17 protein-coding genes are annotated in these 17,039 nt (G+C 71.1%); 12 read left to right on the top strand and 5 right to left on the bottom strand.

The genetic code is table 11. From position 1 onward, the window contains the following. The first annotated feature begins 61 nt into the window (after window positions 1-61). Window positions 62-910, top strand: coding sequence for a DUF948 domain-containing protein (locus tag AC3RJ6_RS14340; protein ID WP_491427750.1), 849 nt, complete (start codon window positions 62-64; stop codon window positions 908-910). 43 nt (window positions 911-953) lie between these two features. Here AC3RJ6_RS14340 and AC3RJ6_RS14335 read toward each other — a convergent pair whose 3' ends face one another. From AC3RJ6_RS14335 to AC3RJ6_RS14325, 3 genes are all read right to left on the bottom strand, one after another. Then, a complete protein-coding gene (locus tag AC3RJ6_RS14335; RefSeq protein WP_491427749.1) occupies window positions 954-1,640 on the bottom strand; it encodes an NAD(P)H-hydrate epimerase in 687 nt (228 codons plus the stop codon). Beyond that, a complete protein-coding gene (locus AC3RJ6_RS14330; RefSeq protein WP_491427748.1) occupies window positions 1,640-1,933 on the bottom strand; it encodes a GNAT family N-acetyltransferase in 294 nt (97 codons plus the stop codon). The genes AC3RJ6_RS14335 and AC3RJ6_RS14330 overlap by 1 nt, the downstream gene beginning before the upstream one ends. 62 nt (window positions 1,934-1,995) lie before the next feature. Next, window positions 1,996-2,367, bottom strand: coding sequence for an RNA-binding S4 domain-containing protein (locus AC3RJ6_RS14325; protein WP_491427747.1), 372 nt, complete (start codon window positions 2,365-2,367; stop codon window positions 1,996-1,998). Window positions 2,368-2,423: 56 nt separating this feature from the next. On the opposite strand from AC3RJ6_RS14325, the gene AC3RJ6_RS14320 reads away from it, so the two are divergent. From AC3RJ6_RS14320 to AC3RJ6_RS14300, 5 genes are all read left to right on the top strand, one after another. Then, window positions 2,424-2,873 (top strand): NUDIX domain-containing protein, encoded by a 450-nt coding sequence (locus AC3RJ6_RS14320; RefSeq protein WP_491427746.1) that lies wholly within the window; start codon window positions 2,424-2,426, stop codon window positions 2,871-2,873. Window positions 2,874-2,907: 34 nt separating this feature from the next. Continuing rightward, entirely contained in the window at window positions 2,908-3,531 is a 624-nt protein-coding gene (locus tag AC3RJ6_RS14315) for a CDP-alcohol phosphatidyltransferase family protein (RefSeq protein ID WP_491427745.1), read from the top strand. A 107-nt stretch (window positions 3,532-3,638) separates the two neighbouring features. Continuing rightward, the gene (locus AC3RJ6_RS14310) at window positions 3,639-4,052 is read left to right on the top strand and encodes an FHA domain-containing protein (protein ID WP_491427808.1); all 414 of its coding nucleotides are present in this window, start codon (window positions 3,639-3,641) and stop codon (window positions 4,050-4,052) included. Further along, window positions 4,052-4,741 (top strand): transcriptional regulator FtsR, encoded by a 690-nt coding sequence (gene ftsR, locus AC3RJ6_RS14305; protein ID WP_491427744.1) that lies wholly within the window; start codon window positions 4,052-4,054, stop codon window positions 4,739-4,741. Before AC3RJ6_RS14310 ends, ftsR begins: the two co-directional genes overlap by 1 nt. Before the next feature lie 111 nt (window positions 4,742-4,852). After that, window positions 4,853-5,398, top strand: a complete 546-nt coding sequence (locus AC3RJ6_RS14300) for a MerR family transcriptional regulator (RefSeq protein ID WP_491427743.1) — start codon at window positions 4,853-4,855, stop codon at window positions 5,396-5,398. Between the two features lie 137 nt (window positions 5,399-5,535). Here the strand turns inward: AC3RJ6_RS14300 and AC3RJ6_RS14295 are convergent, their stop codons facing one another. After that, window positions 5,536-6,369 carry a ParA family protein gene (locus AC3RJ6_RS14295; protein WP_491427742.1) on the bottom strand — a complete coding sequence of 278 codons (834 nt, stop codon included), beginning with the start codon at window positions 6,367-6,369 and terminating at the stop codon, window positions 5,536-5,538. 75 nt (window positions 6,370-6,444) lie between these two features. Here AC3RJ6_RS14295 and AC3RJ6_RS14290 point away from each other — a divergent pair, with 75 nt between their 5' ends. From AC3RJ6_RS14290 to def, 3 genes are read left to right on the top strand one after another with little or no spacing between them, the layout of a single operon-like run. Next, window positions 6,445-9,849, top strand: a complete 3,405-nt coding sequence (locus AC3RJ6_RS14290; RefSeq protein ID WP_491427740.1) for a pyruvate carboxylase — start codon at window positions 6,445-6,447, stop codon at window positions 9,847-9,849. Window positions 9,850-9,886: 37 nt separating this feature from the next. Next, a complete protein-coding gene (locus AC3RJ6_RS14285; RefSeq protein WP_491427739.1) occupies window positions 9,887-11,272 on the top strand; it encodes a MinD/ParA family ATP-binding protein in 1,386 nt (461 codons plus the stop codon). A gap of 10 nt (window positions 11,273-11,282) precedes the next feature. Continuing rightward, window positions 11,283-11,774, top strand: coding sequence for a peptide deformylase (gene def, locus AC3RJ6_RS14280; protein ID WP_491427738.1), 492 nt, complete (start codon window positions 11,283-11,285; stop codon window positions 11,772-11,774). Between the two features lie 132 nt (window positions 11,775-11,906). Here the strand turns inward: def and AC3RJ6_RS14275 are convergent, their stop codons facing one another. Next, the gene (locus AC3RJ6_RS14275; protein WP_491427737.1) at window positions 11,907-13,739 is read right to left on the bottom strand and encodes an AMP-dependent synthetase/ligase; all 1,833 of its coding nucleotides are present in this window, start codon (window positions 13,737-13,739) and stop codon (window positions 11,907-11,909) included. Between the two features lie 148 nt (window positions 13,740-13,887). Between AC3RJ6_RS14275 and AC3RJ6_RS14270 the strand changes: the two genes are divergently transcribed. The 3 genes from AC3RJ6_RS14270 (at window position 13,888) to AC3RJ6_RS14260 (ending at window position 17,028) form a co-directional block, all read left to right on the top strand. Further along, complete coding sequence (locus tag AC3RJ6_RS14270; protein WP_491427736.1) at window positions 13,888-14,838, top strand: ROK family glucokinase; 951 nt, start codon at window positions 13,888-13,890, stop codon at window positions 14,836-14,838. Between the two features lie 49 nt (window positions 14,839-14,887). Next, window positions 14,888-15,577 carry a lysophospholipid acyltransferase family protein gene (locus AC3RJ6_RS14265; protein WP_491427734.1) on the top strand — a complete coding sequence of 230 codons (690 nt, stop codon included), beginning with the start codon at window positions 14,888-14,890 and terminating at the stop codon, window positions 15,575-15,577. Window positions 15,578-15,657: 80 nt separating this feature from the next. Then, window positions 15,658-17,028 carry a class II 3-deoxy-7-phosphoheptulonate synthase gene (locus tag AC3RJ6_RS14260; protein ID WP_491427733.1) on the top strand — a complete coding sequence of 457 codons (1,371 nt, stop codon included), beginning with the start codon at window positions 15,658-15,660 and terminating at the stop codon, window positions 17,026-17,028. Window positions 17,029-17,039: the final 11 nt, after the last annotated feature.

The raw sequence follows: 17,039 nt of genomic DNA, 5'->3' as shown, positions 1-17,039 counted from the left end.
GCCCGTGCTCGGGGCCGCCCCCCACCGAACGAAAGCCGAATCCGAGCAGCTTCAGATACCTATGCGCAACCAGACTTCCCCCAGCCCCGAAACCAGCACCGCAGACCTCACCGGCACGACCGTCGACGACCACCCCCGCCGCTCGATGCGCCGCCGGGCCAACCGCCGCCGGCTCATGGCGGCCGGCGCCGTCGCCGGCATCGCGCTCATCGTCGGCACCGGCTTCACCGTCAGGTCGGCCGCCGAGTCGCAGGCGCGCATCGACGCGACCACCGCGCTCACCGAGGCGACCGGCGTGCAGCACGACCAGCTCGGCGCGTACAGTGCCATCGCGGCCGCCCGCACCCGCGCCACGGCAGAGGACACCCTCTCGACCGCGAACGCCACGCTCGCCGCCGTCGACGGCAAGACCGATACCTCGGACCTCGCGGCCTCGGTCGCCTCGCTCGGCGACTACGAGCTGCTGCCGGTCGACGAGCTCGTCGACCTGACCGCGGAGACCCGCGACGAGGTCGACAAGGCGAAGGCCGCTGCCGCCGACTTCGATCGCAAGCAGGCCGCGAAGGCGAAGGCCGCAGCCGAGGCGCTCGCCCGCGCCAACACTCCCGAGGGTGCTCGAGAGACCGCACGATCGATGGCCTCGAGCACGTACGGGTGGGGCGACGGCGAGTTCCAGTGCCTCGACTCGCTGTGGCAGAAGGAATCCGGTTGGTCGTACACCGCGATGAACGGCTCGAGCGGTGCCACCGGCATCCCGCAGGCGCTGCCCGGCAGCAAGATGGCCACCATGGGTGCCGACTGGCAGACCAACGCCGCGACCCAGATCGCCTGGGGCCTCGACTACATCTCGCGGTCGTACGGCTCGCCGTGCAGCGCCTGGTCGCACTCCCAGGCCGTGAACTGGTACTGATCGCACATGAAGCGCCCCGCCTCGAGCGGGGCGCTTCGTCGTGTCAGCCGCGCTCGACGAGCGGGGTGAACGCCGCGAGCTCGGCGCCGAGTCCGAGGTCGACGACGAGCACCTCGCCCGCGAGGTCGGCACCCGGCTCGATGAGCAGGCCGGCCTTCGCGGCGCCGAACGTGACCGTGACGCTCGCCGGCAGCACCGTCGGGTCGGGCACGCTGCCGTCGTCGGGCTGCACCCCGCTCGGCAGATCGGCCGCGACCACCACCGCCGGGTCGCCGGAGGCGAGCACCGGCAGGATCGCGGCGACGAGTTCGCGGGCGCGCCCGCGCAGCGCCGGGTCCGCGCCGGTCCCCGTTCCGAGGATGCCGTCGACGATCACGGATGCCTCGGCCGCACGCGCCGCGACGGTCGAGGCGTCCGCCTCGTCGAGTATCGGCACGCCCGCGGCGGCGGCCGCGGCCCGGCCGGCGGGGTGGAGGCGCGATCCGGTCGGGACCAGCTCGACCCGCACGCCGCCCGCGGCGAGGTCGGCCGCCGCATATGCGGCATCGCCCCCGTTGTCGCCGGAGCCCGCGAGCACGAGCACGAGCGGTGCGTCGACGCCGTCGTGGGGGAGCCGCTCGCGCACGACCGCGGCGAGCGCCGCCGCGGCGATCGCCATGAGCGGTTCGCCGCGCGCGAGGTGCGGCGCCTCGGCCGCGCGCACCTGGGCTGCGCTGTAGCCGGCGACCATCAGCCGAGCCGCGGGTCGAGCATGCCGCGCCGATCGGGATGCCGGTCGAACCACTCGGAGACGTACCAGCAGCTCGGCACGATGTGCCGGTCGGAGGTCGCCTCGACGTCGTCGACCGCGAAGGCCACGACCTCGGCGGCCAGGCCCGAGCCGCGGTACGCCGGATTCGTGAAGGTGCGGGTGAAGGCGACCGCCTCGCCGAGGACGCGGTAGTCGAGCACGCTCGCGATCGTGCCGTCCAAGCGCAGCACGTAGCGGCGGGCGTCGGGTTCGTGGGCGAGTTCCTTGTGCACGTGGCACAGGCTACGCCCCGATGCGACCGTCGCGGCAGCACGCGCGACGGATCGATACCGGGTCACCGACCCCGGAGCCGGTCGATGTCGCGGCGCTCCCGCTTGGTCGGACGGCCCGCGCCACGGTCGCGGACGATCGTCGCCGGGAGCTCGGTGCGAGGCGGCGGCGGGGGTGTGAGGTCCTCGGCCGCCTCGGCGGCGAGGGGCGCCGAGACGCGCTTCGCGATCGTGCGGCGCACGACCAGTCTCCGGTCGAAGCCGGCGATGCGCACGCGCACCTCGTCGCCGGGGCGCACCGACTGGGCGGCCTTCACGCGCTCGCCGTTGACGCGCACATGCCCGGCCCGGCATGCCGCCGTCGCCGCCGAGCGCGTCTTGTACTGGCGCACCGCCCACAGCCACGCGTCGATGCGCACGGGCCGTTCGTCGTCCATCCCACCAGCCTACGGCGGGGTGCGCCCCGGGCGCGGGCGTGCGTCATGCTGGAGTGGTGACGAGAGCGAGCGGCGATGCGTGGGTCGAGGGTCCTGGTGGAGTCCGTTACTGGGGCCGTTACGGCGCCGCCGGACTGCTCGCGGTGAGCCCGGCGGCCGAGGTGCTGCTGCAGCACCGCGCCGAGTGGAGCCACTTCGGCGGCACCTGGGGCATTCCGGGCGGCGCACGACACGCCGACGAGGCGGCGGTGGATGCCGCGATCCGGGAGGCCGGCGAGGAGGCGGGTGTCCCCGCGGAGGCGCTCTCCGTCCGGTTCACGAGCGTGCTCGACCTCGGATTCTGGTCGTACACGACCGTCGTCGCCGATGCGCTCGTGCGCTTCGAACCCGTCGTCAGCGATCCCGAGAGCATCGAGCTGCGCTGGGTGCCGATCGCCGAGGTCGCGAGCCATCCCCTGCATCCGCGCTTCGCCGAGGCGTGGCCGGTCCTCGCCGCGCGGCTCTGAGGCGCGGCATCCGGAGCCCCGATAGGATCGGGGCGTGGCTGGGGAGCGGGCGGGGGCCGTCGGTTCGGAGATCTGGACGATCCCGAACATCCTGAGCATGCTCCGGCTCGCGCTCGTACCGGTGTTCCTCGTGTTCCTCGTGCTCGGCGACTACGTGATCGCGCTCGTCGTCCTGGTGGTCGCGAGCCTCACCGACCTGGCCGACGGCTACCTCGCGCGACGGCTCGATCAGGTCACGAGGCTCGGCCAGCTCCTCGACCCGGCCGCCGACCGGCTGTACATCTTCGCCGCGCTCATCGGGCTCGCGGCCCAGCAGCTCGTGCCGTGGTGGATCGTGATCGTGATCGTCTCGCGCGACGTGTTCCTGCTCGTGCTCGGGGTCGTGCTCGCCAACCACGGGTACGGGCCGCTGCCCGTGCACCAGCTCGGCAAGGTCGCGACGTTCGCGCTGTTCTTCGGGCTGCCCGTCATCATGCTCGGCGCGGCATTCCCCGCCGTCGCGACCGTGAGCGAACCCCTCGGCTGGGCGATCACGCTGTGGGGCGCATTCCTCTACTGGTGGGCGGGCGTGATCTACGCGATCGAGACGGTGCGGGCCATCCGTATTCCGCGGGTGGCAGGCGACTCGCGATCCGATACGCTGGAAGAGGGAGGTTAGCCGTGGCGGATTCCGACAACACACAGGCCGACGGGGCGGGCGACGACGGGTTCGAGCAGGCCCAGACGTCGTCGCAGCCGGTCTCAGACAGCTCGGTCGACTCGACGATGGGCTTCAGCCGCGAGGCGGCCGCCCAACTCGGCGCGGTCGACGCCGACATCTCCGCCGAAGAGCAGGAGGCGATCGCGGCGCTGCCGTCGGGTTCTGCCCTGCTCGTCGTGCGTCGCGGCCCGAACACGGGTGCGCGGTTCCTGCTCGACACCGATGTGACGGTCGTGGGGCGCCACCCCGACGCCGACATCTTCCTCGACGACGTCACCGTGTCGCGCAAGCACGCCGAGTTCGTCCGGCACCGCACGGCGTTCGAGGTGAAAGACCTGAGCTCGCTCAACGGCACCTACTTCGACGGCGTCCGCATCGAGACCGCGCTGCTGTCCGACGGAGCCGAAGTGCAGATCGGCAAGTTCCGGCTCACCTTCTACGCCTCCCGACGCGACCTGGCTCCGGTGGCGAGCGAGTAGTGGCCGGCACCGCGGCGTCGACGCGCACGAGCGACCAGACGCCACTGCTCGGCATCGGCCAGGTACTGGCCCGGCTGCAGCCCGAGTTCCCCGAGCTGACCCCGTCGAAGCTGCGGTTCCTCGAGGAGCAGCGGCTCGTCGCGCCGGCGCGCACCGCCGCCGGCTATCGCAAGTTCTCGCCCGACGACGTCGAGCGCATCACGGTCGTGCTGTCGATGCAGCGCGACCACTACCTGCCGCTCAAGGTCATCCGGGCGCATCTCGAGGCGATCGATGCCGGCGAGACCCCGGCGCTTCCCGGGGCGACGAGCGCGGCAGGGTTCCTCGCGTCGAAGCGCATGAACCGCGCCGAACTCATCACGGCGGCCGGGGCGAGCGCCTCGCTGCTCGACGAGGCCGTCTCGGCGTCGCTCGTGCCCGCGGCCGAGAACTACGGCGACGATTCGCTCGCCGTGCTGCGAGCACTCGTCGCCCTGCGGGCGGTGGGCATCGAACCTCGACATCTGCGCGGCGTGCGCGGCGCGGCCGAGCGCGAGGCGGCGCTCGTCGACCGTGCGATCGCGCCCTCGCGCCGCAGCGATGCCGCGGGAAAGGCGCGCACCGCCGAGCAGGGCCGCGAGCTCGCGGCGGCACTCGAGACGGTGCACTCGAGCGTCCTGCGCTCCGCCCTCGACCGCCTTGCGAGATGATCGCGCGACACGCCGTGACGATCGGCCCGATATGTTTGGCGCGGGCCGCCCGCCTCGGTAGCGTGGAACTCGCGTCGCCGAGGTGGCGGAGCAGAAGTGAGGGGCGAATCGATGAGTGAGACCGTGCGCTCGCGTTACGACCTCGGCCTGCTGTTCACCGACGGGATGCCCGAGTACGAAGACGGCACCGGCTATCGCGGTGCGATCGCGGCCCGCGCAGCCGGCATCAGCTATCGCCAGCTCGACTACTGGGCTCGAACGCAGCTCGTGGAGCCGACGGTGCGCGGCGCGGCCGGCTCCGGTTCGCAGCGACTCTACGGCTTCCGCGACATCCTCGTGCTCAAGCTCGTCAAGCGCCTGCTGGACACCGGCATCTCGCTGCAGCAGATCCGCGCGGCGGTCACCCAGCTGCGCGAGGCGGGGGTCGAAGACCTCGCCCAGACGACGCTCATGAGCGACGGTGCGAGCGTCTACCTCTGCACCTCCGACGACGAGGTCATCGATCTCGTGAACCGCGGCCAGGGCGTGTTCGGCATCGCGGTGGGCAAGGTGCTCCGCGAGGTCGAGTCGACGCTCGTCGAGCTCGACACGCACCCGGCCGACCCGATGGACGAGCTCGCCGCTCGCCGCGGGGCGAAGTCGCGCAAGATCTCCTGACGTCACACGGCGTCACATTTCGCGACGTCGATCGAGCGGCTCGATGAGCGACCGAGACGGGCGCCCCGAGACGCGACGTCGAGCGTCGGCGTACGTCGTTCAGACGTCGCACCCGGGCCCGACGGCCGTGCTGCAGCTCAGATCGCGTGCGACTCGACCGCGAGCTGACCGTCGGTGTCGTCGGCGATGCGCCCGGTCCGCAGCACGCGGTCGAGCAGCTGGTCGAAGTTCGCCGACATCTCCTCCGCGCTCTCGCCCGGCCACATGTGCAGCGGCTTCGCCGCCCCCTGCGCCTGCTGCAGCGACGTGCGCTCGGGCAGCTGCGGGCTCAGCACGAGCGGGCCGAACATGTCGCGCAGCTCCTTGATGCGGAACTGGTGCTCGAGCGACTGCACACGGGCCCGGTTGACGATGATGCCGAGCGGCTGCAGGCGGGGGGAGAGGCCTCGACGGATCTCCTCGATCGCGCGCAGCGCGCGGTCGGCGGCCGCAACGGAGAACAGGCCGGGCTCGGTGACGACGGCGACGCGGTCGCTCGCGGCCCACGCCGTGCGGGTGAGCGCATTGAGCGACGGAGCGCAGTCGATGAGCACGAGCTCGTAGTCGGCCTCGACGTTGGCGAGCGCCTCCTCGAGCTTCCAAATGTCGCGGATCGACGGGTGCGGCCCGTCGAAGTTGATCGCCGACGGACTGCCGATCATGACGTCGATCGTCGACTGCGGGTTCTGGCGGGCCCAGCCGCTCGGCGCGATCGCCGAGCGGACGATCTTCTCCTTGGGAGAGGCGAGCACGTCGGCGACGTTGAGGTGGCCGGCGACCTGGATGTCCATGCCGGTCGAGACGTCGGACTGGGGGTCGAGGTCGACGACGAGCGTACGGACGCCGCGGGCGAAGGCCGCCGACGCCAGTCCGAGCGTGACAGTGGTCTTGCCGACGCCGCCTTTCAGGGAGCTGACGGAGAGAACGTGCACGAACAGATACGTTACCTTTAGTGCTCGGGCGATACCTAAACGTTCGCTGTGCGGATTCCGTTCGGAAAGGCTTGCATGTTCACGAAGATCCTGGTTGCCAATCGCGGTGAGATCGCCATCCGTGCGTTCCGCGCCGCTGTCGAACTCGGTGCGAAGACGGTCGCGGTGTACCCGTACGAAGACCGCAACTCGCTGCACCGGCTGAAGGCCGACGAGGCGTACCAGATCGGCGAGCCCGGGCATCCGGTTCGCGCCTACCTCGACGTGTCGGAGATCATCCGCGTCGCGAAGGAGTCGGGCGCCGATGCGATCTACCCGGGCTACGGCTTCCTCTCCGAGAACCCCGAGCTCGCCCAGGCGGCCGCCGAGGCGGGCATCGCCTTCATCGGCCCGCCGAAGCACGTCCTCGAGATGGCCGGCAACAAGGTCACCGCGAAGGAGCACGCGATCGCCGCCGGCGTCCCGGTGCTGAAGTCGACGCCGCCCTCGCGCGACATCGAGGCGCTCGTGGCGCAGGCCGACGAGATCGGATTCCCGATCTTCGCCAAGGCCGTCGCGGGCGGCGGCGGTCGCGGCATGCGCCGCGTGGACGCGAAGGACGACCTGCGCGCCGCCCTCGAAGAGGCGATGCGCGAGGCCGACAGCGCGTTCGGCGACCCGACGATGTTCCTCGAGCAGGCGGTGCTCCGGCCCCGGCACATCGAGGTGCAGGTGCTCGCCGACGCGAACGGCGAGACGGTGCACCTGTTCGAGCGCGACTGCTCCGTGCAGCGACGTCACCAGAAGGTGATCGAGATCGCGCCCGCGCCGAACCTCTCCGACGACGTCCGCCGGGCCCTCTACCGCGATGCGATCGCGTTCGCGAAGTCGATCGGCTACGTGAACGCCGGCACCGTCGAGTTCCTCCTCGACACGGCCGGAGAGCGTGCCGGCCAGCACGTCTTCATCGAGATGAACCCGCGCATCCAGGTCGAGCACACCGTGACCGAAGAGGTCACCGACGTCGACCTCGTCGTCTCCCAGATGCGCATCGCCGCGGGGGAGTCGCTCGCCGAGCTCGGCCTCGAGCAGGACTCGATCCGACTCCGCGGGGCGGCGCTCCAGTGCCGCATCACGACGGAGGACCCGACCGCCGGGTTCCGCCCCGACACCGGCAAGATCACGACGTACCGGTCGCCCGGCGGCGCCGGCATCCGCCTCGACGGCGGCACGATCAACCCGGGCGCCCAGATCAGCCCGCACTTCGACTCGATGCTCGCGAAGCTCACGTGCCGCGGCCGCGACTACACGGCCGCCGTCGCCCGTGCCAAGCGAGCGCTCGCAGAGTTCCGCATCCGCGGCGTCTCCACGAACATCCCCTTCCTCCAGGCCGTGCTCGAGGACCCCGCGTTCGTCGCCGGCGACCTCAGCACGTCGTTCATCGACGAGCGCCCGCAGCTGCTCCGCGGCCGCGTCTCGAAGGACCGCGGCACCAAGATCCTGAACTGGCTCGCCGACGTCACGGTCAACCAGCCCAACGGCCCGGCGCCGATCGGGATCAGCCCGGTCGAGAAGCTCCCTGCGATCGACCTGTCGCAGCCCGCGCCCGACGGCTCGCGGCAGCGCCTGCTCGAACTCGGCCCGGCCGGCTTCGCCGCGGCGCTCCGTGCGCAGACGCCGCTCGCAGTCACCGAGACGACCTTCCGCGACGCGCACCAGTCGCTGCTCGCGACGCGCGTGCGCACGAAGGACCTGGTCGCCGTGGCGCCGTACGTCGCCAGGCTGACGCCCCAACTCCTCTCGGTCGAGGCGTGGGGCGGGGCGACCTACGACGTCGCGCTCCGCTTCCTCGGTGAAGACCCGTGGGACCGGCTGGCCGCCCTGCGTGAAGCGCTGCCGAACATCAACATCCAGATGCTCCTGCGCGGGCGCAACACGGTCGGCTACACGCCGTACCCGACCGAGGTCACCGATGCGTTCGTGCGCGAGGCGGCCGCGACCGGCGTCGACATCTTCCGCATCTTCGACGCGCTCAACGACGTCTCGCAGATGCGCCCGGCGATCGATGCGGTGCTCGAGACCGGCCGCAGCGTCGCCGAGGTCGCGCTCTGCTACACGGGCGACCTGCTCGACCCGGCCGAAGACCTCTACACCCTCGACTACTACCTCCGGCTCGCCGACGAGATCGTGGGTGCGGGCGCGCACGTGCTCGCGATCAAGGACATGGCCGGCCTCCTGCGCCCGGCTGCCGCGGCGAAGCTCGTCGGCGCGCTCCGCGAGCGCTTCGACGTGCCGGTGCACCTGCACACGCACGACACCGCCGGCGGGCAGCTCGCGACCCTCCTGGCCGCGAGTGCGGCCGGGGTCGATGCGGTCGACGTGGCGAGCGCCCCCATGGCGGGCACCACGAGCCAGCCCTCGGCCTCGTCGCTCGTCGCCGCGCTCGCGCACACCGAGCGCGACACCGGGCTCTCGCTCGACGCCGTGAGCGACCTCGAGCCCTACTGGGAGGCCGTGCGCCGGCTCTACCACCCGTTCGAGTCGGGTCTTCCCGGGCCCACCGGTCGCGTGTACCACCACGAGATCCCGGGCGGCCAGCTCTCGAACCTGCGCCAGCAGGCGATCGCGCTGGGGCTCGCCGACGACTTCGAGCTCATCGAGGACATGTACGCTGCGGCCGACGAGATCCTCGGCCGGGTTCCGAAGGTGACGCCGTCGTCGAAGGTCGTCGGCGACCTCGCCCTGCACCTCGCGGCGGTGAAGGCCGACCCGGCGGACTTCGCGGCGAACCCCGAGAAGTACGACGTGCCCGACTCGGTGATCGGCTTCATGGCGGGCGAGCTCGGCGACCTGCCGGGGGGCTGGCCCGAGCCGTTCCGCTCGAAGGTGCTCGCCGGTCGCGACGTGCGCATCGGCGTGGCGGAGCTCACGCCCGACCAGCTGGCCGGGCTCGAGGCCGACAGCGCGACGCGACGTTCGACGCTCAACGCGCTGCTCTTCCCGGCGCCGACCCGACAGTTCGAGCAGATCCGCGAGCTGTTCGGCGACCTCTCGGTCGTCGACACGGTCGACTACCTCTACGGTCTTCGGCCCGGTGCCGAGCACGTCGTCGAGATCGCGAAGGGCGTGCGGCTGTACGCGGGGCTCGAGGCGATCGGCGAGGCCGACGACAAGGGCATGCGCACGGTCATGACGATCCTCAACGGGCAGCTCCGCCCGGTGTTCGTCCGCGACCGCAGCATCACCGTCGAGACCAGGGCTGCCGAGAAGGCGGATGCCTCGCAGCCGGGACAGATCGCCGCCCCGTTCTCCGGCGTGGTGACGCTGCAGGTCGAGCCCGGCACCGAGATCGCGGCCGGCCAGAGCGTCGCATCGATCGAGGCGATGAAGATGGAGGCCGCGATCACGTCGCCCGTTGCGGGCGTCGTCGAGCGCGTCGCCGTGCCCAAGACCCAGCAGGTGGAGGCGGGTGATCTGCTCGTCGTCGTGCGCGCACGCTAGGCTTGGCGTGGAACGGCGCTGATGAGGAGGGGTATCGGTGGCTGACGAGACGCAGGATTCGGGGCCGGTGAGCCGGCGCGGTGTCGGAGTTCGCACCGGACCGGTCGACCGCATCCCGGTGACGGGTACGAGCGGCGCGCATGCCGCACGACCCGATCTCGACCTCCGGGTCGACCTGCCGCCCGCTCCGGTGCACGAAGTACCCGAAGACGAGGTCGCGGTCGCGATCGACGACGTGTCGGTCAACCCCGGGGCCGTCGCCTCGGCCGACACCGGCACGCGGTCGGTCCCGATCCTCGCGAGCGGGCTGCCCCCGGCGGGCCGAGCCCCCGTGCACCGCGAAGCATCGCCCTACAGCGCACTGCTCGCCGCCGATGCGACGAAGCGCGCCCGCGACGTCGAACTCGACCGCGCAGCACCGTCGGCGGTCGAGGTCGCCGCGGTCGAGGGCCACGACCCCGCGGCGCCGGCCGAGACGCCCGAGACACCCGACTCGCTCACGCCCGACCGGCTCATCGACGTCAACCGCACGACCCGCCCGGCTCCCGAGGGCGGCCTCAACCGATTCCTCTACGAGGCATCCCTGCATCTCGTGAACCTGGGTGATTCCGCCAAGGTGCGGGCCCACAAGGCGATGAACCAGCGCATCCAGAAGCGCTTCGAGGGCGGCGCCCGCTTCGTGCCGGTGCTGACGCGCAAGGGCGGCGTCGGCAAGACGACGATCACGGCCCTGCTCGGCATGGCGCTGGCCGACGCCCGCGACGACCGCATCATCGCGATCGACGCGAACCCCGACCGCGGCACGCTCGCCGAGCGAGTCGACCGGCAGACGCGCGAGACCGTGCGCGACGTCGTCGCGAAGGCCTCGTCGATCGGCGGCTACACCGATTTCTCGCGTTTCGTCTCGCGCGACGAGACCCGGCTCGACATCCTCGCCTCCGACACCGACCCCACCCTCTCCGAGGCGTTCGACGACAACGACTACAACGTCGTCGCGGGGCTCGCCGCGCGGTACTACTCCATCGTGCTCACCGACTGCGGCACCGGCATCGTGCACTCGGTCATGCGCGCGACGCTCCAGCGCGCCGACTCCATCGTCATCGTCTCGGGCGGCAGCGTCGACGAGGCGCGCCTCGCCTCCGAGACGCTCACGTGGCTCGAGGCGAACGGCTACGGCGAGCTCGTGCGCAACGCGATCGTCGCGATCAACCTCGCGACGCAGGGCACCCATCTCGTCAAGGTCGACGAGATCGAGGCGCACTTCCAGTCGCGCGTGCGCGAGATCGTCCGCATCCCGTACGACCCCCAGCTCGCGGCCGGCTCGGTCGTGAACTGGCACCAGCTGCGCGCCGTCACCCGTGACGCGGCCCGCGAACTCGCCGCCCTCGTGGTGGAAGGCCTGCCCGCCGACCGCGGGCACTGATCGGAGAACATTGCCAGAGCGTCCCATCCGCCTGTTCGGCGACCCCGTCCTCAAGACCGTCTCAGCCCCCGTCGAACAGGTCGACGATCGCGTGCGGTCGCTCGTCGCCGACCTCGTCGACAGCGTGAAGCTGCCCGGACGCGCCGGCGTCGCGGCTTCGCAGATCGGCGTGAACCTGCGCGCCTTCAGCTACAACGTCGACGGTGAGATCGGCTACATCATCAACCCCGAGATCGTCGAGGTGTCGGGCGACACGGAGCTCATCGACGAGGGATGCCTCTCGGTGCCGGGTCTCTGGCACAAGACGCCGCGCCACCCGTACGCGAAGGTGCGCGGCATCGACCTCGACGGCAACGAGCTCGTGCTCGAGGGAACGGGCCTCATGGCCCAGGCGCTGCAGCACGAGACCGACCACCTCGACGGGCTGCTCTACCTCGACCGCCTCGAGAAGGACGAGCGCCGAGCAGCCATGAAGGAGATCCGCGAGTCCGACTGGTTCTGACGGATCCGACCCGCTCGCGGCATCCGCCGACGGCGCACTCGCGCCGTCCACGGGAGGAAGCCGAGCGCCTGACGCAGACGAAAGCGCCCCGCGGGGATTCCGCGGGGCGCTTTCGCGATCGAGCGAGTCCGATCAGCTGACGATCGAGTGGCCCTCGGTGGCGGGCGCGCCCGAGTACATCGCCTCGATGTGCGGGGCGAAGTCCTCGAGGATGATGTTGCGCTTGATGCTGAGCTTCGGAGTCAGGTGCCCGCTCTCCTCGGTCAGTTCGGTCGTGAGGATCGAGAACTTGCGGATGGACTCGGCGCGAGAGACGTTCTCGTTGGCGGCGTCGATCGCGCGCTGCACCTCGGCGAGCACGGCGGGGTTCGTCGACGCCTCCTCGAGCGACATGCCCGCGTCCTCGCCGTTGTTGTTGAGCCAGACGGGCAGCATCTCGGGGTCGAGCGTGACGAGCGCCGCGATGAACGGCTTCTTGTCGCCGACGACGACGACCTGGCCGACGAGCGGGTTCGCGCGGATCGGGTCTTCGAGAGCGGCCGGCGCGACGTTCTTGCCGCCGGCCGTGACGATGATCTCCTTCTTGCGGCCCGTGATCGTGAGGAAGCCCTCGGTGTCGAACGCGCCGATGTCGCCCGTCTTGAACCAGCCGTCGTCGAACGCCTCGGCGGTCGCCTCGGGGTTCTTCCAGTACTCCTTGAAGACGTCGACGCCCTTGACCTGGATCTCGCCGTCGTCGGCGAGTCGCACCGCGACACCCGGCAGTGCCGGACCGACGGTGCCGATCTTCGACTTCGTGGGCAGGTTGACGGTCGCCGGGGCCGTCGTCTCGGTGAGGCCGTAGCCCTCGAGGATCGTGATGCCGAGCGCGTGGTAGAAGTGGCCGAGGCGCGGCCCGAGGGGCGCGGAGCCCGACACCGCGTACTTGACGTTGCCGCCCATGGCCGCGCGCAGCTTCGAGAACACGAGCGCGTCGAACACCTTGAACTTGAGCTTCAGGCCGAGCGGCACCGAGCCCTGCTCCTTCGCCGTCGAGTACGCGACCGCGGTCTCGGCGGCGGCACGGAAGATCTTGCCCTTGCCGCCGGCCTCTGCCTTCTGCTCGGAGACGTTGTAGACCTTCTCGAACACGCGCGGCACGGCGAGGAGGAACGTCGGCTTGAAGCTGCCGAGCGAGGGGAGGAGCTGCCGGGTGTCGGGCTGGTGGCCGACGCGCACGCCCGCGTGCACGCACAGCACGGCGATGAAGCGCGCGAACACGTGCGCGAGCGTGATGAACAGGAGCGTCGAGGCGCCGTTCGGGTCGAGCACGACCTCGTCGAGCGCGACGGCGGCGTTGCGCGAGAGCTCGACGAAGTTCGAGTGGGTGAGCACGCAGCCCTTGGGCTTGCCGGTCGAGCCCGACGTGTAGATGAGCGTCGCGATGTCGTCGCCGTTCGCGAGCTTGCGACGACGCTCGATCTCGTCGTCGGGCACCTCGGTTCCGCCCGCGGCGATCTTGTCGAGGTCGCCGAGGTCGATCTGCCAGCTCTTGCGGATCAGCGGCAGGTCGGGGTGCACCTCGTCGAACCGGGCGAAGTGGTCGGGCGTCTCGAGGATCACCGCGATCGCCCCGGAGTCGCTCAGGTTCCAGCGGACCTGCGCGGGGGAGCTCGTCTCGTACACCGGCACGAGCACGGCGCCCGCGAACCAGGCGGCGAAGTCGATGAGCGTCCACTCGTAGCGCGTCTTGCACATGAGGCCGATCTTGTCGCCGGGCTCGATGCCCGCCGCGACGAAGCCCTTGGCGAGGGCGATCACCTGGTCGTAGAACTCGCGCGTCGTCACCGGGCTCCAGCCGCCATCGGCGGTGGGCCGGGAGAACAGCACCGAATCGGGCGTCGCCGCGAGGCGGTCGACGAGCAGGTCGGTGGTGTTCGCCGTAGGGTCGGGCGCGACCACGGCGGGCGTGGAGAATTCGATCACGGTAGCTCCTTCGGTACCGAGTGGATCGCGCCCGGCTCGGGTACCTGCGCGACCTCGGCTGTGGGGTCTACTACACTCTAGTCGTTGCGCGCGCGGCCCCGTTCCGGCGCGACCCCAGCCCCGTCCCCCTCTGAAAGGCGGCGTCAGCGTGCACGCGATCGGTATCGACATCGGCGGAACGAAGATCGCCGGCGCAGTCGTCGACGAACTCGGCACGATCGTGCGCAGCGACCGCGTGCCGACCCCCGCCGGGGATGCGGCGGCGCTCGAGCGCGCGGTCGTCGACATGATCACGGGCTTGCGCGGGCCCGACGAGATCGAGGCCGTGGGCGTCGCCGCGGCGGGGTTCGTCGACGCCGCGCAGTCGACCCTCTACTACGCGCCGAACATCGACTGGCGCAACGAACCGCTCCGCGAGAAGCTCGAGGCGCAGGTCGGGGGCACCGTCGTCGTCGACAACGATGCGAACGCCGCAGGCTGGGCCGAGTTCCGCTTCGGTGCGGGGCGCCTCGTGAGCGACATGGTCATGCTCACGATCGGCACCGGCGTGGGCGGTGCGATCGTCGCGAACGACCGCCTGTTCCGCGGCGGGTTCGGCGCCGGTGCCGAACTCGGCCACCTCCGCGTCGTGCCCGACGGCCTCGCATGCGGGTGCGGCCAGCGCGGCTGCATCGAGCAGTACGGCTCCGGGCGGGCGCTGCTGCGCATGGCCGGCGAGATCGCCGACGCCGGCGGCATCGGCCAGGCGCTCGCGCGCGCCCGCGCCGAGCACGGCGCGCTCGACGGCGGTATCGTCGGCGGCCTCATCGAGGCGGGGGACCCCGGGGCGGTCGCCGCGCTTCGACAGCTCGGTCACTGGCTCGGCGCAGCGTCGGCGAGCCTCTCGGCCGTGCTCGACCCGCAGCGCTTCGTCTTCGGCGGCGGCGTCGCCGTGGCCGGAGAACTGCTCCTCGAGCCGATCCGCGAGTCCTTCCGGGAGCACCTGCCCGCACGGGGATACCACCCCGAGCCCGACTTCGTCATCGCCGAGCTCGTGAACGACGCCGGCGTGGTCGGCGCCGCCGACCTCGCGCGTGTGTGGGTCGCAGAGCACTCCTGAGCCACCCCGCGTTAAGCTGATCGATGTTCTACGGGAAGGGAGCCGCGCGGTGTTCTACTGGATCATGAAGCACCTCGTGGTCGGGCCGATCCTGCTCTCGATCTTCCGGCCGTGGGTCGTCGGGCTCGAGAACGTGCCGAAGCAGGGCGCGGTCGTGCTCGCGTCGAACCACCTGTCGTTCATCGACTCGATCTTCCTGCCGCTCGTGGTCGACCGCCCGGTGGTGTTCCTCGCCAAGAGCGAGTACTTCACGGGCAAGGGCCTCAAGGGCTGGGCGACGCGCATGTTCTTCCAGGCCGCCGGCCAGCTGCCGATCGACCGCTCCGGCGGCAAGGCGTCCGAGGCGTCGCTCAACACCGGCCTGCGTGTGCTGGCCGAGGGCAGCATCCTCGGCATCTACCCCGAGGGCACCCGGAGCCCCGACGGCAAGCTCTACCGCGGCCGCACGGGCGTCGCGCGCATGGTGCTGGAGTCGGGGGCCCCGGTCGTCCCGGTCGCGATGATCGGCACCGAGCACGTCATGCCGATCGGCACCAGGCTGCCCCGTGTCCGCCGCATCGGCATCATCGTCGGCGAGCCGATCAACTTCTCGCGCTTCGAGGGTCTCGAGGGCGATCGCTTCGTGTTGCGGAGTGTGACCGACGAACTCGTGTACGCGTTGCGCGGACTGAGCGGGCAGGAGTACGTCGACGTGTACGCCTCCAGCGTGAAGGAGCAGCGGGCCTCGCAATCGCGGTAGGCTCGGGGTGCGGCGGCGCGACGTGCGTCGCCGTTCCGTTTTCCGGCGCCGCGGCGCCCCGCACCCTCCAGGACAGTCCAGTGGTACAGCTCGTCGAGCCCATCGTCAACGCAGATCCCTCCGTGATCGCGGGCCTCGACTATTGGCGCGACCTGCCGATCAAGCAGCAGCCCACCTGGCCCGACCCCGAGGCCGCGCGCGCCGCATCGGCCGAGCTCGCCACGCTGCCGCCGCTCGTCTTCGCCGGCGAGGTCGACACGATGCGAGAGCGGCTCGCCGCGGCATCGCGCGGTGAGGCGTTCCTGCTGCAGGGCGGCGACTGCGCCGAGACCTTCGCCGGCGCGACCGCCGACCAGATCCGCAACCGCGTGAAGACCGTGCTGCAGATGGCGGTCGTGCTCACCTACGGCGCCTCGATGCCCGTCGTGAAGATGGGCCGCATGGCGGGCCAGTTCGCCAAGCCCCGCTCGAGCGACACCGAGACGCGCGGCGACGTCACGCTGCCCGCGTACCGCGGCGACATCGTGAACGGCTACGACTTCACGCCCGCCTCGCGCGAGGCCGACCCGAACCGCCTCATCCGCGGCTACCACACGGCGGCGTCGACGCTGAACCTCATCCGCGCGTTCACGCAGGGCGGCTTCGCCGACCTGCGCCAAGTGCACTCGTGGAACCAGGGCTTCGCGAAGAACCCCGCGAACTCGCGCTACGAGTCGATGGCTCGCGAGATCGACCGCGCCGTGAAGTTCATGGACGCCTGCGGCGCCGACTTCGAGGCGCTCAAGCACACCGAGTTCTACACGGGCCACGAGGGCCTGCTCATGGACTACGAGCGCCCGATGACCCGCATCGACTCGCGCACGGGCACCCCGTATGTCACGAGCGGCCACTTCATCTGGATCGGCGAGCGCACGCGCGACCTCGACGGCGCGCACGTCGACTTCCTCTCACGGGTGCGCAACCCGATCGGCGTGAAGCTCGGGCCGACGACGACGCCCGAGACCATGCTCGAGCTCATCGAGAAGCTCGACCCGAACCGCGAGCCGGGCCGGCTCACGTTCATCACGCGCATGGGCGCCGGCAAGATCCGCGACGCACTGCCGCCGCTGCTCGAGGCCATCACGGCGAGCGATGCCAACCCGCTGTGGGTCACCGACCCGATGCACGGCAACGGCATCACGACGCCGACCGGCTACAAGACGCGTCGCTTCGACGACGTCGTCGACGAGGTCAAGGGCTTCTTCGAGGCGCATCGCGCCGCGGGCACGCACCCGGGCGGCATCCACGTCGAGCTCACGGGCGATGACGTGACCGAGTGCCTGGGCGGCTCCGAGCAGATCGACGAGGCGACCCTCGCGACCCGCTACGAGTCGCTGTGCGACCCGCGCCTGAACCACATGCAGTCGCTCGAGCTCGCCTTCCTCGTGGCGGAGGAGCTCACCGCGCGCTGAGCGCATCACGG

Source organism: Agromyces cucurbitae, from assembly GCF_058349945.1.
The sequence above is the reverse complement of the archived record's forward strand: the minus strand, read 5'-3'. Positions and strand labels throughout refer to the sequence as shown.

Coding starts and splice junctions, on each gene's coding strand:
- AC3RJ6_RS14340 (WP_491427750.1), top strand. CDS start 62: ATGCGCAACCAGACTTCCCCCAGCCCCGAAACCAGCACCGCAGACCTC.
- AC3RJ6_RS14335 (WP_491427749.1), bottom strand. CDS start 1,640: ATGGTCGCCGGCTACAGCGCAGCCCAGGTGCGCGCGGCCGAGGCGCCG.
- AC3RJ6_RS14325 (WP_491427747.1), bottom strand. CDS start 2,367: ATGGACGACGAACGGCCCGTGCGCATCGACGCGTGGCTGTGGGCGGTG.
- AC3RJ6_RS14310 (WP_491427808.1), top strand. CDS start 3,639: ATGGGCTTCAGCCGCGAGGCGGCCGCCCAACTCGGCGCGGTCGACGCC.
- AC3RJ6_RS14300 (WP_491427743.1), top strand. CDS start 4,853: ATGAGTGAGACCGTGCGCTCGCGTTACGACCTCGGCCTGCTGTTCACC.
- AC3RJ6_RS14290 (WP_491427740.1), top strand. CDS start 6,445: ATGTTCACGAAGATCCTGGTTGCCAATCGCGGTGAGATCGCCATCCGT.